The 14,905-nt window shown below is 38.7% G+C and carries 16 protein-coding genes and 1 riboswitch; of the genes, 4 read left to right on the top strand and 12 right to left on the bottom strand.

Going from position 1 to position 14,905, the window contains the following annotated elements:
* Positions 1 to 47: 47 nt before the first annotated feature.
* Positions 48 to 263 carry an H-type small acid-soluble spore protein gene (locus WMZ97_RS15515; RefSeq protein WP_343273001.1) on the top strand — a complete coding sequence of 72 codons (216 nt, stop codon included), beginning with the start codon at positions 48 to 50 and terminating at the stop codon, positions 261 to 263.
* 221 nt (positions 264 to 484) lie between these two features.
* Here WMZ97_RS15515 and WMZ97_RS15510 read toward each other — a convergent pair whose 3' ends face one another.
* On the bottom strand, positions 485 to 1,486 hold the full coding sequence (locus tag WMZ97_RS15510) for a DUF3231 family protein (RefSeq protein ID WP_343273000.1): 1,002 nt from the start codon (positions 1,484 to 1,486) through the stop codon (positions 485 to 487).
* A gap of 204 nt (positions 1,487 to 1,690) precedes the next feature.
* Positions 1,691 to 1,793: riboswitch (purine riboswitch) on the top strand.
* A 141-nt stretch (positions 1,794 to 1,934) separates the two neighbouring features.
* Between WMZ97_RS15510 and WMZ97_RS15505 the strand changes: the two genes are divergently transcribed.
* Together WMZ97_RS15505 and WMZ97_RS15500 are read left to right on the top strand one after the other, a co-directional pair.
* Positions 1,935 to 2,519, top strand: a complete 585-nt coding sequence (locus tag WMZ97_RS15505) for a xanthine phosphoribosyltransferase (RefSeq protein WP_343272999.1) — start codon at positions 1,935 to 1,937, stop codon at positions 2,517 to 2,519.
* Positions 2,519 to 3,829 carry a nucleobase:cation symporter-2 family protein gene (locus tag WMZ97_RS15500; protein WP_343272998.1) on the top strand — a complete coding sequence of 437 codons (1,311 nt, stop codon included), beginning with the start codon at positions 2,519 to 2,521 and terminating at the stop codon, positions 3,827 to 3,829. Before WMZ97_RS15505 ends, WMZ97_RS15500 begins: the two co-directional genes overlap by 1 nt.
* 50 nt (positions 3,830 to 3,879) lie before the next feature.
* On the opposite strand, the gene WMZ97_RS15495 is transcribed toward WMZ97_RS15500, so the two are convergent.
* A complete protein-coding gene (locus WMZ97_RS15495) occupies positions 3,880 to 4,170 on the bottom strand; it encodes a PepSY domain-containing protein (protein ID WP_343272997.1) in 291 nt (96 codons plus the stop codon).
* 302 nt (positions 4,171 to 4,472) lie between these two features.
* Between WMZ97_RS15495 and WMZ97_RS15490 the strand changes: the two genes are divergently transcribed.
* Positions 4,473 to 5,654: an MFS transporter gene (locus WMZ97_RS15490; protein WP_343272996.1), complete on the top strand. Its 1,182-nt coding sequence runs from the start codon at positions 4,473 to 4,475 to the stop codon at positions 5,652 to 5,654.
* Between the two features lie 123 nt (positions 5,655 to 5,777).
* On the opposite strand, the gene WMZ97_RS15485 is transcribed toward WMZ97_RS15490, so the two are convergent.
* From WMZ97_RS15485 to WMZ97_RS15440, 10 genes are all read right to left on the bottom strand, one after another.
* The gene (locus WMZ97_RS15485) at positions 5,778 to 6,380 is read right to left on the bottom strand and encodes a YjgB family protein (protein ID WP_343272995.1); all 603 of its coding nucleotides are present in this window, start codon (positions 6,378 to 6,380) and stop codon (positions 5,778 to 5,780) included.
* Between the two features lie 367 nt (positions 6,381 to 6,747).
* On the bottom strand, positions 6,748 to 7,509 hold the full coding sequence (locus WMZ97_RS15480) for an ABC transporter permease (RefSeq protein WP_343272994.1): 762 nt from the start codon (positions 7,507 to 7,509) through the stop codon (positions 6,748 to 6,750).
* A complete protein-coding gene (locus WMZ97_RS15475) occupies positions 7,506 to 8,237 on the bottom strand; it encodes an ABC transporter ATP-binding protein (RefSeq protein WP_343272993.1) in 732 nt (243 codons plus the stop codon). The genes WMZ97_RS15480 and WMZ97_RS15475 overlap by 4 nt, the downstream gene beginning before the upstream one ends.
* A gap of 498 nt (positions 8,238 to 8,735) precedes the next feature.
* Entirely contained in the window at positions 8,736 to 9,590 is an 855-nt protein-coding gene (locus tag WMZ97_RS15470; RefSeq protein ID WP_343272992.1) for an aldo/keto reductase, read from the bottom strand.
* Positions 9,591 to 11,607: 2,017 nt separating this feature from the next.
* Positions 11,608 to 11,940 carry a phage head closure protein gene (locus WMZ97_RS15465; protein ID WP_343272991.1) on the bottom strand — a complete coding sequence of 111 codons (333 nt, stop codon included), beginning with the start codon at positions 11,938 to 11,940 and terminating at the stop codon, positions 11,608 to 11,610.
* 12 nt (positions 11,941 to 11,952) lie between these two features.
* Positions 11,953 to 12,177 (bottom strand): hypothetical protein, encoded by a 225-nt coding sequence (locus WMZ97_RS15460; RefSeq protein ID WP_343272990.1) that lies wholly within the window; start codon positions 12,175 to 12,177, stop codon positions 11,953 to 11,955.
* A gap of 11 nt (positions 12,178 to 12,188) precedes the next feature.
* A complete protein-coding gene (locus tag WMZ97_RS15455) occupies positions 12,189 to 13,829 on the bottom strand; it encodes a terminase large subunit (RefSeq protein ID WP_343272989.1) in 1,641 nt (546 codons plus the stop codon).
* Positions 13,829 to 14,179 carry a hypothetical protein gene (locus WMZ97_RS15450; RefSeq protein WP_343272988.1) on the bottom strand — a complete coding sequence of 117 codons (351 nt, stop codon included), beginning with the start codon at positions 14,177 to 14,179 and terminating at the stop codon, positions 13,829 to 13,831. Before WMZ97_RS15450 ends, WMZ97_RS15455 begins: the two co-directional genes overlap by 1 nt.
* Before the next feature lie 122 nt (positions 14,180 to 14,301).
* Positions 14,302 to 14,613, bottom strand: a complete 312-nt coding sequence (locus WMZ97_RS15445) for an HNH endonuclease (RefSeq protein ID WP_343272987.1) — start codon at positions 14,611 to 14,613, stop codon at positions 14,302 to 14,304.
* Positions 14,613 to 14,891, bottom strand: a complete 279-nt coding sequence (locus tag WMZ97_RS15440; RefSeq protein WP_343272986.1) for a head-tail connector protein — start codon at positions 14,889 to 14,891, stop codon at positions 14,613 to 14,615. The genes WMZ97_RS15445 and WMZ97_RS15440 overlap by 1 nt, the downstream gene beginning before the upstream one ends.
* Positions 14,892 to 14,905: the final 14 nt, after the last annotated feature.

The following is a 14,905-nucleotide window of genomic DNA, read 5'->3' as shown; positions in this document are numbered from 1 at the left end:
TCTATTCCGCAAAAAATAGAAGTAAGCCATTGTAAAGGAGAGGCGATATGGATAAACAGCGTGCCCAAGAAATTATGGAATCCTTGCCAATGATCAATGTCCATTATCACGGCATACCAGTGTACATTGAAGCGGTTCATCCCAGCGATGAAACAGCCACCGTTTTTCCACTCGATGAAATGAGCCATACCCAAACTGTAGAATTAAACGGACTTAACGAGAGAACGTTAGGAGAGATGGAACGTAATAAAGTTAATCTTTAAACGGGGGTCAAAACGTGGCGTCCCCTAAGCCTTCTCGCAATACCTTTGTGACCTGCAGCATACAGGATCGAACAAGGGATCTTCATCATGCGACTGACTGCCACTCTTCCACAAACCTTAAAACGGGGATCCTACTGCCGTAAAAAGTAGTAGAATAGTGAAAAAATTAGGCATCCAAAAATTTTTTGGGTGCCTAATCACTTAATTACTTCTTGCCAGCTTCACTTAGATAATTCATCCCGGTCGACTGCTTCGGGTGGTTGCTCCATCCATCCATGATCAATCATGATGTTGGCACCATCTTCTACATATAATGAAACATCCATCATACATCTTGCATACAACGCCCCAATATCCCTTCTCCCATTTAAGGAAACTCCATTCGCATATTCCCTTATTTTCATGGAGAACATATCAATTTTATGAAACATCATTAATTTGTCAGAAAATGTTGGTGTGGTTGAAGTAGTTACCAGATGATCAATTAATGTAGGTGAAGGCAAATGGTTTTCTTTCAGTTTTTTCGAAAGCATGTCTATATGCCTAATATTAATATCTTCTCCACGCCTTAAGAATTTTTTGACCTTTGCATGTTTTGCTCCTTGATTGAAACCAAGAATCAATGCTTTGCTTGTGATATCATTATTTATATTATCGTAGAGATGAGCAACTTCCAGTCCATGCAATGGTCTAACCTTCCCAACATAACCATTTAAAAAACGTTGATTATGAATAAAATCAATCCCTTGAGGTGCCGGCACAGTTGGGGCGTTCATCAATATACCTTTCGATTTTAAAATTGTTTGAACATCCGTTATCAACTGTACCGTTTCTTTAAGTCCCGTGACAAAGAACTCTCTAACGTCTTTTCTTGTCACAATGGAAATAGCAGCACTATAAATACTGAGTCCAGCCTTCGCTAAATATTGTAAGTAGAAAAGATAAAAGTCATCGTAAAATAATCTTGGTGCATTCAGGTTCACATCGTTATCAGTCAATCCTATTGGTATTGGAAAGTTTTCACGGATGAAAATATCTTTCAATTTTTTCATGTACGTATCACTTAGTTCTAAGGCATGTTGCAAGACCTTTTTTATATCTTTATCATCCACATGTTTAAGATAGTAACTAATCACACATTTACCCAGCGTATTACCAACATAAGTAGTCCAGAGTTTGCCCATTTCTGCAGATGACAACGAATCTTCGTAGTTTGATTTCATCCAACGTCTCCCCCCTTTATAACAATAACTTTTGTTATTTCCTGTTTTTTATGCAGAGGAACAAGTGAATAGATGTCCGTTAATCAACTTACCCTCATTTTTGCTTGATTGGAAGTAATGCAGAATAGAATCTTGGTTCACTTGCCTATTTAAGGGAAGAAGAAAATCTATTGAATTTTATTCTCCTCATGTTATAATAAAAGCATTCTAATAAACGCATTCACTCATATAATCTCAGGAATATGGCCTGTAAGTTTCTACCAGTTTGCCGTTAAACAAACTGACTATGAGTAGCAATGATGGAAAAAAACAATAGCGTTTCTTTCCTTTTCCTTTCGATAATAAGCTCGAAGGATCTTGCTCCACTCATAATGAATGGATGCATGGTCCTCGGGCTTTTTATATTGTCTGTGGGCCTAACATACAAATTCGAAAGGGGAACATATCGTTGCAAATACTAAAAGATAAGATTCAACAAGAAGGAAAAGTCCTGTCAGATACGGTACTTAAAGTCGACTCCTTTTTAAATCACCAAATTGATCCTCGGCTGATGAAGGAGATTGGAGAGGAATTTGCTAAACGATTTAACGCTGCAGGCATCACCAAAATTATTTCGATTGAATCGTCAGGTATTGCACCAGCAACAATGGCTGGCCTGATATTAGGTGTTCCAGTTATTTTTGCCCGCAAACGTAAATCATTAACTTTATCTGATAATTTGTATACATCAACAGCCCATTCATACACCAAAAATGACTCAAATGACATTTCGATCTCACAAGATTTTATTCATGCTGATGATACGATCCTCATTATTGATGACTTTTTGGCAAACGGACAAGCAGCACTTGGGTTAATCGATATTGTGGAACAAGCCAACGCAACGCTTGCCGGTATCGGGATTGTTATTGAAAAAGGATTTCAGCCTGGTGGCAAGCTCATTCGCGATCGCGGCATTCGACTTGAGTCGTTAGCTAATATCCGGGCATTGGCCAATGGCAAAGTTGAGTTCTTTGAGGAGGTAAATAAGTAATGAAAGACGCCTTCAAACATACCACCTTAGGAATTCAGCATCTGCTGGCCATGTACGCGGGAGCAGTTATTGTTCCCTTAATTATTGGCGGTACGTTAGGATTTAGTACAACCGATTTAACCTACCTTGTTTCAATCGACATTCTGATGTGTGGGATTGCGACACTGTTACAGATTACCACGAATCGCTTCATAGGTATTGGACTTCCAGTCGTTCTCGGCTGTACCTTTACTGCTGTTGGGCCAATCATTGCCATTGGCAGTGAATTTGGTATATCCGCAATATATGGTTCGGTCATTGCTTCCGGTCTCATTATTATGCTCATCAGCTCACTTTTCGGAAAGCTTGTCCGATTCTTTCCACCAGTTGTAACAGGATCCGTCGTAACGGTTATCGGAATCACGCTTATTCCTGTTGCAGTAGGCAATATGGGTGGCGGTGATGGAGCAAGTGATTTCGGATCCATGTCAAATATTGCCCTTGCATTTGGAACACTTTTATTCATCGTGCTTGTCTATCGCTTTTCTACTGGCTTTATTCGTTCAATCTCTATTTTACTTGGCTTAATTGCCGGCACAATTGCTGCTGTCATCATGGGAAAAGTTGATTTTTCCCCGGTAGCCGATTCGTCTGTTTTCCACATGATCGAGCCTTTCCATTTCGGCTTGCCAACGTTTGAGTGGCCGGCGATCCTGACCATGACCCTGGTTGCCATGGTTTCGCTTGTCGAATCAACCGGTGTATACTTTGCATTAAGTGATATTTGTGAAAAAGATTTGCAGGAACAGGGTCTGGCAAAAGGTTATCGTGCGGAAGGTCTTGCCGCAGTGATCGGGGGAATCTTCAATGCCTTCCCGTACACTACCTTTTCCCAAAATGTCGGCCTAATACAAATGTCCGGGGTTCGTTCACGCAAAATTATCATGCTGACCGGCCTAATGCTTATTGCTCTTGGTTTCCTGCCAAAAGTAGCCGCTCTGGCAACGATTATCCCTGAACCGGTACTAGGTGGTGCTATGATTGCCATGTTCGGCATGATTGTCTCACAGGGAATTAAGATGCTCAGCAGCGTTATTGCCGATTCACAGGAAAACTCCATGATTATTGCCTGTTCAGTTGGAATGGGACTAGGCGTAACAGTAGCACCTGAACTATTTACCAGCCTCCCTTCCAGCGTTCAAATTTTAACCAGCAATGGAATTGTGGCTGGCAGTATAACGGCTATTGGCCTGAACATTGTCTTTCATATGCTGCCATCAAGAAAAAAGAAACGTGCAAAAGCAGCTGTGCTTTTCGAACAAGAAGCTTAATTGCAGAAAAAACCCCGTGAATTTTAAGCAGCGGGGTTTTTTCAACTCATCTAATCCAATTCGATGTTGACAATTCGGCCTGTTTCACGATCCACTTCCACTTCGTATTTCGTGCCTTGATTGGTTACAATCTCCACCTCATAGACTTCAACACCATAATTGGTATCTAATTCTACCTTGACCACCTCGCCTGGTACTTGCTGCAGTGCTATCTGCATTGCATCCTCAATGGTGATTTGCCGGTACCAGCCTGCCTGGTTTTGGTTAATACCATGATAACCATATCCTTGATTTTGCCAATTCGCATACCCGTATGGTGTATTCCACTGATTATTGTACATGCTCGCATCCCCTTTTTAAACCTAAATTAGCTACTCGATTTATGTTATTCATTCGCCTAATTCAGGTGCTAGTTCTTTGGGGAAATAGGTCTTTGCCTACTACTTTTTTGCAATAGCCATCCTGTCCCTCGAAATCTTGAAGTAGGTGTCTTACTGCTCGTCCCGTTAAAAGTAGACAAATGTAACATTTTCAAATCTGTGAATCTCTTGTGGTACAATGGATGGGTACTATTTCTTCATACTACTTTTAGGTGTAGAGACAAAGAAATGTAAACTGCTTCATTTTCAGGAGGCCATTTGTTATGGAAAATACAACTGCAATGCAAAAAAACATCCCAATTTACCGAAGAGCACTTTATACGTTCGGTGCATCGCACTTTCTAAATGATCTCGTAACCACCGGTATGGTTCCAGCACTGATTGTTTTATATAAAGAAGCACTTCATTTAAGTTTTACGGAATCATCATTCATTGTCTTAATATCGTATATCACATCATCTATTTCACAGCCACTATTTGGCATGTTTACGGATCTTAAACCCCGTGTCTGGCTATTTAGCGCCGGGGTTTTCGCTTCTATTGCGGGACTGGCATTAACCGGTATTGCACCATCGTTCGGCTGGTTATTAGTGTTTATTGCGATATCCGGGCTTGGTTCCGGGGCATTCCATCCCGAAGCATCACGAGGTGCTCACCTGGCTTCTGGTACACATAAGGGGTATGCACAAGCGATTTTTCAAGTTGGCGGAAATGCTGGCCAGGCATTTGGGCCATTAATGATCCCATTACTGCTCGTTCACACAGGACTGAAAGGGTTACTCTGGTTATTGCCACTGGCCATTTTATCGATTCCACTTACAACACAGATACTTGGCTGGATGAACAATAAAGTGAAAGCAGCTGCCGCAAATAAAAAAGAAGTGATCGGTCAAAACAATATACCTGGGGCCATTTTATTAATCACAGTGATCATTTTGCGTTCCTGGTGTCAATTAGGTGTCGTCGTATTCCTGCCATTTTATATGACGCACTTATCACTTGCGGCTTCTGAAACATTGAATTTTGTTTTTGTCGGCGCTGGTGCACTCGGAACATTTATTGGCGGTATTTGGTCTGACCGAATCGGATTGAAAGGACTCATGGTAGGATCCATGTTGGTCGCTACACCAGTTGCATTATTGCTGCCGCATGCGAGTGGAATTTGGACCGTATTTGTTCTATTAGTTTTCGGTTTTTCTGTTCTCGCTTCTTTTTCCGTAACTGTCGTTTATATGCAGAAACTGTTGCCAAGGAACATCGCACTCGCTTCCGGATTATCGATTGGTGCCGGAGTTGGTGCCGGGGGAATCGGTTCGGTCTTTATGGGATCGGTTGCTGATTTCTTTGGCGTAAACGTTGTATTTACAATATTATCGTTGTTGCCGCTTATTGGTGCATTGTTATCATTTTTTCTGCCGAATGAACGCCAGCTTGCAAAGAGCTGACATTCGAAGAGGCAGCCATTAAAATACAGGACAGACACTTGCAGAAGGAAAAAAGAAAAGCTTCGGGGTTGTCGTAGAAAAGTAGGGTTCCCTCTATATTAGGGAACCCTACTTTTGAAACAGCTATTTCGCTTCTTTTAAATTTACATGATTCACTGTTTGCTTGTGACCTTCCATAATTGGGTTATCACCAATTACAAAATGAAGCTCATAATCTCCTGTTTTATAAACATAATCCATCTCATCTGTATTAGGCACAGCGAGAATCGCATCCGCTTTGCCAAATTGTTCGTTTAATACGGCAGGTGTGACCCCTCCAAGGTTGTTTTGTCTTTCAACACCTGTACCAAAGTCTCGTATTTCTTTTATAGTATTGTCCTCGTTATAAGCAAAGCCATATCCGGAATTACCCATCTCCCAGTGGTACAAATCAAATTGGCCGTCAACCTCTTGAGGATCACCTAGCTTTTGATGAACGTCTTCCTTTGTACTCTTATTGATTTTGAGCCCGTGAACTTCACTAGGCATTTCCCCGGAATACGCATGATCGTAAATACTATTTACATTCTCCGCCGCCTCTTGGTTCGTAATAGAGGAATGGATACCAGAAATAGCGGTTTCTGGAATATCGGTATTGGAATCAGCAGCAACCGATGATATCCCTGCTCCAGATAATGTAAGACCAACTGCAGTTGCACCGACAAATAAACCTTTTTTAACATTCATTGTATCTCTCCTCCCTACTATTTTACATTCGTCCTGTTCCCGTCCACTATGATTTAAAACATTCCATTTAAAAGCTGAGAATCGACTCATCTCCTTTATCTAGAATAGCTAAATTGCTAGAGAGATCAGGTTTGTTCGGAATTCATATATCCAACGAAGCACAGCTGTATAATCTTTATCGGCCACCTGACCTAATGTTGATTATAAAGTGAAGGTTCAGAAACTAACATCGGTTTTTCTTACAATTTGTGAGTAGAAACTTACAATTCTGTCATGTTTTCATCGTTTAGCGCGTGCATACTGATTTTTTTAATAGAAAAACTATTTTCTCCTTGGTGAAATTAGATGAAATGCTGCTTTTTACGTTTTAATCCTGTTCTCTCTCCATTACTAATTGCATCCGTTGGTTAAATAATGCCGGATATGACAAATAACCCAATAGGAGACTAGAAACAATAGCCGTCGTTAAAAGTAAAAACAGGACCAGTAATTGAAATTGTACAGCTTGTACAGGGTCTGCTCCGGCAATAATTTGCCCGCTCATCATACCTGGTAATTGGACAAGGCCAATCGTTTTCTGGCTTTCAATCGTTGGAATGGTACTTGCTCGAATGGCAGCGATGAGTTGCCTGTGAATTGCCTGTTTCGGTGTGCCACCAAGCAAAAGAATCAATTCTGTCTGGTCCTGATTCGACTCTGCCTCAGACATAAACCGATTAAGAAAAAGAATCGAGAGCACCATGGAGTTTCCAATCATCATCCCGCTGATGGGGATGATATATTGCGCCGTTGCCGGGGTAATTTGAAACCCAAGCAAAATAGCTTGTGTCAGAATTTCTACAAAGACAAACGTAACGACCAGTTTCCAGGTAATTCCTTTTACAAAAGTCCCCTTTTTGCGTGCGTTTTGTGTTGCAGCACCAACCATCAGGATAATCATCAACGTAATATAAGCACGATGCTCGGAATCAAAAACAAACTGCAGGAGGTAGCCAACAATAAGTAATTGAATGATGGAACGGACAGTAGCGATTACTGTATCCTTTTCCAAGCCTAATTTAAAAACTTTGGATAAGACAATTGGGATGAATACAAAAATAAGAGCGATCGATAACGTGAGATAGCTCATTGAACTTCCCCTTTCACAAACCGGCTTATTTTTTCATTTTTAGGGTGATGAAGAAAGCTGCTATCTCCAGTTTCCAACACTTCTCCACCCATCATTGCCCAAGCATCATCACCTACCGCCCGTGCCTGTTCCAGGTTATGCGTGATCCAAATGATTGTCGTACCGTATTCGTGATTGATATTTCGAATCAGCTTTTCCATATCCTGCTTGGAAACCTGATCTAATGACGAGGTGATTTCGTCAAGTAACAGAATATCCGGCTGATTCACCAGTGTACGGGCCACCGATAACTTCTGTCGTTGCCCACCTGATAGTTCTTTCGCATTCCGTTGTAAAATCTTTTCGTCCAGACCCACCATGGTGAGAAATTCCTTTGCCTTCTCATCCGCCAAATGTTTTCCTTGCAATTCTAATGGTAACGCCAGGTTTTTTCGAACACTGCCTGGTAGCATTGTCGCGCTTTGCAACGCCAAACCAACCGTGCGTCGTAATTCTACTGGATCATAGCTATCGATATGTTTATCGTTGATATGAATATCCCCTGAATCTGGTGACAAAAGACCATTGCATAATTTGAATAATGTCGTTTTCCCCGTCCCGGATGGACCCACAACGGTTGTAATGCGGCCTTGTGTAAACTCGCCAGTGATATTCTTTAATATCGGCATATCACCGGCATTGTAGTTCACCTCATTAAATCGGATTGCTGCTTGTTCTTTCGTTACCATATGATTGCTCCTTACTGGTTTCGTCTTTGTGTTTTTATTGTTCCCGTTTATTTTATTTCATGATTCATAATAAAGCAAAAAACCGTCTACGCTAAGGCAGGGACGGTTTGATGAGTGTAGTGTATACAGTTTTCGATCATATCTGCTATGAAATTAACTTATAAAGTGAATCTTCATTCAGTGGGGGGTTCGACATACAAGACGTACTAGTGCAGGCGAAGGCATTTTGAGTAACATCATCTAGAGCTACATAAAACATTGTGATTGCATAGCCTTATTCTTTTGTACTTATAGCATTTATCTAATATAACAGATAATTGTTGTAACCTATATGAGTTTTGATTTGTTCATTACAATAAGCTTGCAAAATACCTTACATTCTGCTTTTTACTATCTCCTGATCGCATTTCGTTTTGAAATAAACATCACACACGATATATCAGAAACAGCAGTGCCTTCATGGACCGAATACAATACGATGTTCATATAGTGTCCTGTCTATACATATTCGTGATATTCGTTGGGATCCTGCCCTTCTACACGGCCGGCTTCCCCTTTATCCAATGAATCAATTGTTTCAATATCCGCAGGGGCTAATTCAAAGTTAGTACTATTGATATTATCTTTTTGATGCATTGGATCACTCGATTTTGGAATAGCAAATACACCGGCCTGGTAGTTCCAGTTTAAAATAATCTGTGCAGGAGTTTTATCGTATTTATCCGCAATTTCTTTGATTGTGGCATTTTTCAGCACGTCATTCAGATAACCTCGACCAAAAGGACTCCAGGCTTCAGTAAGAATACCCCGTTTTTCATCTTCTTCAACCATACGGTTATTATTAAAATACGGATGACGCTCCACCTGGTTTGTAGCTGGAGTCACACCTGTTTCGGCGATAATGTTATCTAGATGTTCCGGTTCAAAGTTAGAAACACCGATGGTTCTGATTAATCCTTGTTTTTGAGCATCCACTAAAGCCTTCCAAGCTTCTACATATTTGCCATCTTTGGGATTCGGCCAATGAATTAAATACTTGTCAAAATATTTTAATCCAGTGCGACGTAACGATTCTTGGATAATGGTAAATGCTTTGTCGTATTCATGGTATGAGCCAGGCAATTTCGCACTGATTAAAATTTCTTCTCTGGGTAGTGCGGATCGACGCACAGCTTCACCGACAATACCTTCATTGTTATAGTTTGTTGAAGTATCGATTAAACGATATCCTGTGTTTAAGGCGTTTAAAATTTCAAATGTACCCTGATCACCGTTAATACCGATTGTGCCTAATCCCACAAGGGGAAGCACTGAGCCATCATTTAGAATAAAACTATTATTATCAATAGTCAAAGTCTCATCTCCTTTAAAATCTTTGTAATGTAAGTTGAGAATGATAGAAAAAGATATTTCGTCACGTCTGCCAATGTGAAACCAACAGACTGTCCTTATCAGACAGAGGTTTCGGTTAAAATAGCTGCCGGTCAATCGTCAAACTCAATCACATTACCAATAGTTCATGTTTTCATCTCTCACTGAGATATCCATAATTATTATACCCAATTTAAAAAATCCTACACCAATCGCTTCAGCAACCGACAGGCAAGAACCAAGTATCCAAAAAATCCTTGGACTACCAGACACCGTTGGAAGTATTTATGATCTATATGGATGTAGGCAGGTTTCTAGCTTAGTTTGACAAACAAAGCCTTTAAATGTTGACAGCTATTAGCTGGTATTGCGGTATTGGAGCTATTATAGGGTCAACTAGTCATTGGACTGGTTGACCTATTTTTCATAGGTTTTATAATTGAGGGAGCCGGGGGAGGACGCTAGCGCCCGCTCATTCCGTAATCCTCTCTTACATAAAGGTCACTTAATTTAGGAAGCAAAGCACCTTTTAATTTAAGGACTCCAAAGCCCAATATAAGCCCATTTAGTTCAGTAATTACTAAATATACTTCCCTTTTGGCAAATTGCCTTAAACAATTTGTGAATAAACTTTTATTATTTCTAATATCGCATAAACCAGATATATCGTTTTCATTGGCCTATCTTATTATGCGCTTCATTTTTGCTTCTCCTTTATCATAACTGTGTTGCTTCACAATCTGGCCCAACAAATGAATACACTCTTATTCAACTGCGCCAGTTAATTGAATAAGCTATTTCCGTTTTTTATAAGTTTGTAATAAGAAAATAAGCCACCAAACCAATAAAATTAATACCCCACAACTACATAACGAGACCAAACCGCACCTTGCTGTAATTGGATAAATAAATGTTCAAATTCATTTAGACCTTCTCCCCTTCCAATACTATTAAAAGACCTAATATCGGAACGGTAATCACAAAAACTATGGAAAGCAAGGACATTACTATATTTCTTTTTCGAATAAGGCTAACTATTACTACCCCTAATGTGATAAACAAAAATAAGTAATATATTATCCAAAACCACCCTGGAAGTGTTTCACCGTACATTTTTACCCCACCTTCCGTAATTCAGTGAAACAACCTATTTCTTCAAAATTAGCACACTTCCATCTACAAGTGTGTTGCCCAATTAAATGGTCCGTTAACGGAATAAAGCTCCTCCTAATATAATTATAACAATTTATCTTTTACATTTACAAAAAATTTATAATTTTCATACTGTTTGCCGTAAATTAAAACACTTTCTATATGCCAAGGTTTTAAATGCTTTCATCAATTTAGGATATATGGCAGGTAAAAATTTTTAACAAGGGTTTTAACATTACCTTTTTTCGACAGAATCATGGGAGTTAATTTGGAGAGTTGTTTTAAACTGCGTGGAGTTGTTATATTCATTGTTTGAAGCATACTTTGTTTTAATTAATTGCATGTGATTGTTTCTTTCTCTTTATTTATGTTACCTTTTTGTTACTTTTTCATAAAAACGGGGTTTGTCGTTAGACAAACCCCGTCATAGCAATCACTATTTAATTTGGATTACATCATGCCCGGCATGCTTTAACCTATAAAACATGAACAAATATAGGTTATAAACCCCACTAAATCAACCTTTTACATTTTAGCTTATCAATGAAAAAGCTGTAAATTAAACCCTAACATGAACAAAACATGAACATTGTACATGTCACCTAATTATATGGCGTGTTGCCTTTTGTATCTACCATTATAACATAAAACATGATATAATATAGGTGTAGCTACAATATTAGGAAAGGGATGTGATAATCATTCCTCCTAAAATTAAAATAACCAGTTATTTTTAACTGGCTTGTTGGTTTATTTTTTAATTCATTATAATTTCTTGTTTGGAAGTCACTGCTTGTGGCTTCTTTTTTTATGCAAGAAAAAGCCGCCCTGTTATAAAGGCGGTTTGTTATTTGTTTAATATAGCATTACCAATGATTGTGATAGTGTAGTTATTTTCATCATCATTAGTGATACTTTCTATTTCATAAATCAATCCCTTATATTTTATCTTCATGTGTGCCTTAATACCTTTCATATAACGGATGATAAAGCGTGATTTTCCCTCATTACCTGCAAGCTTGGCAATGTTAAACTCTCTACCTTTCATGGTTCTAATATCTGCCCATGCCTTAGAAAATAATACTTCTTCTTTATCGTCCGGCAATGGTGAACCTCCCGGCTTTTCCTCAATAATTTCTATGCGGTTCTTAAAGTGATATGATGTTCTATAATCTGCCATTGTTTTTACCTCCTAAATATCATCTAACAAGCTTTTTGGTTCTTCCTCTAGGTAGGCTTTATATTGTTCTTGGTTTGCGCCTACAACATAAGCTGTATTATAGTAAATCTGTCCATTATATATGTCGGCAACCTTTGTACCTACATGAATAAGCTTCCATCCCTTTTCAAGATAACCGTTTGCCCTACTGCCTGCGCCATCATCATCAAATTCTAATGTAAATACAATTCCATTCATTATTTTACCTCCTATAATGCCCTTAAAAATTCTTCATAGTGTTCAAACAAGCCTACATAAGCATCTAGCATTGAAGCTGTTCCATCTATTCGCATTTTTGCTGTTTGCGCCTTAATCGGTACAATATTACCGTTCCTATCTGTTTCCACACCTGTATTAGTTAAGCACCATTTAAGCATAGGATGATTATTATAATTGATTTTCTTAGCTTTCAAATCCTGCCCCATCTGCTGCATAGGCAATGAAAGAGTTCTAGCCCCTTGGATACATCTTTCCATTTTAAAGCCATGCTGTTCCATTTCTTCAACCCAATACCTAGCACTATATGAATCATAATAGATCCATAAAGGTGTAATGCTATATTCTTCTAACATTTCCATGAACCAAGCTGTAATATCACCATAATTGATGGTATTTCCATTACATAAGCGCAACAAGCCCTGTTCATACCATTTATCATAAGGGATTTTATCAATCTGTACCCTTTCATTAAAGCTATCACGTGGAAGCCAATACATCTGATGAATATAGCGTTTTTCTGTTTCCTTATCTACAAATAGAAGTGTAGCGCAACTTAAATCAGTAGTAATGGATAAATCTGCACCACCAATGGCATAACTTCCCTTAAAATCATCAAGATTATAGGTTTCTTCATTGTTTATATCATCAAAAGTAAGCCATGCTGCATTAACGGTATCCCTTATATTAAAATCTTTTGTAAGAAGTCCTCCAAGGTCATTAGGATTGTTTTTTGCCTTGTCAACTTTACGCTTTAAATCATCAAACTTTTTAATGCTGCCTAGTGCAGGATTCGCCTTTTGCCATGCTTCCTGCTCTGTCCATTCTTTCTTTTCATCCAATTCATACATGATAGGTAGAAAGCTATCATCTTGGTACGTTCCATCTACAACATTACAAGCGTATTCGTACATATCATCAAATATATTGCCCCTTGTCGTTCCTGCTGTTGTTATCATTACTAGCAATGGATCTTGTCTTGCTGATTGTGATTGCTTCATAACTTCATACAAATTACGGTCTTGAATAGAATGTAATTCATCAATAACCACAAGGCTGCTGTTCAAGCCATCAAGTGTATTACTGTTCTTGGCAAGTGGCATGAATTTTGACATTGTATGCCCAAAGTACAAATCACTTTTACGCTTGCGTATATGCTTAGAAAGATGCGCTGATTGTTTTATCATATTGTGGGCTTCATCAAATAATATTTTTGCCTGGTCACGTTTGGAAGCAATGCTATATATTTCTGCGCCACCCTCACCATCTGCAATGAACATATAAAGGGCTATTCCTGCCAACATTGTGGATTTTCCGTTCTTACGTGCTACATAGAACATACTTTCTTTAAATCGTCTTATGCCTGTTTCCTTATCAATAAAGCCAAAGAGTGCAGCAATATAAGCCTTTTGAAATAATTCCAATTTAACTGGCTTTCCTGCCCATTCACCCTTAGAATGTCGGCAAAACGTTTCTATAAATTTAATTGGTTTATTAGCCTTGTCCACATCAAATATATACTTCTCTGATTCGTTTATTTCACTTACAAGCCTTTCATATTGCCTATATATCCTTTTAGATACTATTACATCATTGCTTTGTATAGCTTTCCAATATTCAAGAACATAGTTCATTATGCTTTATCCTCTAAGAAGTCAATTAACGGATCTTGAGTATCTTTTTCATCTGCTACTGGCAATAGGTCAATGAATTGCTTGTAAACTTGCGTATAACGTTGGATTGTCTTGTTATATGCTGTTAGTGCAGGATGTTCCCTTAAAAATTCCTGCTTACCTTGCTTGAACATGCTTACTGCCCCATCTGTTTCTACTTGTTCCTTAAGGTTCTTCATAGTATTTTGCATGAATACAAGTTCTTCATATAGCCCTTGTGCAATAGGTTTCCTATCTTCCGGGATTTCTTTCAATAACTTTTTAACTTTCCTCATATCGGTTGAAATGATAGGTTTCTTTTTCTTTGTCATGGTATATCACCTTTTCTTATCGTCTTATTATTGTATATAAGCAAATACTTATCTCTCCCTTTATATAAAATATCGTATGGAGGAAAAGAAAGGTATCTGCACCGGTTCTTTAGCCGCTTTTCCTAGTAGCCAATAGGGGGTACATATTTTTGTACAAGGTTTCCATCTTCATCAAATCCTAGTCCATCTTGTGTGATTGATGCTTTATGATGTTCTTCATTATGGCAATCTTGGCATAGTGCTTCTAGTAAATCCCAATTCAATGTAATGTTAGGATCATGTATGTTACTTGGTGTAATGTATATCTTATGATGGCAAATCTTTGCAGCATCCCCACACCTTTCACATACATAGTTCTGTGATAGCATGTATCCTATCCTGCACTTGATCCATTCTTTACTTGTGTAGAAGTCCTTAGCATAATCATGCGCCATTACATTCCCCTGCCTACTGCTGTGAGTGCAACAAGCAATGTGTCAATAGTTCTCTTAAGTCTTACGCTGTCTTGTCCTTGTGGATCAAACCATAATTGTAATATAAACTTAGTTACTGTTTGCGCTAATGGATGAACCTTATCATCATCTAGCCATGTCCTGCCTGTCGTTGCTTCCAGGTAGCTTGGTATTGATTCTAGTAATGGTAGAATGATTGGATCGTTATCCTGTCCATCAACTCTTAAGGTATCTCTTGCTTCTTCTATATCAATCAACATTGTATGTCCTCCTT

It is taken from the genome of Lentibacillus songyuanensis (assembly GCF_039548255.1).
In the GTDB taxonomy this organism is placed as follows: Bacteria; Bacillota; Bacilli; order Bacillales; family Amphibacillaceae; genus Lentibacillus_C; species Lentibacillus_C songyuanensis.
This window is presented reverse-complemented; position numbering and strand designations above follow the sequence as displayed.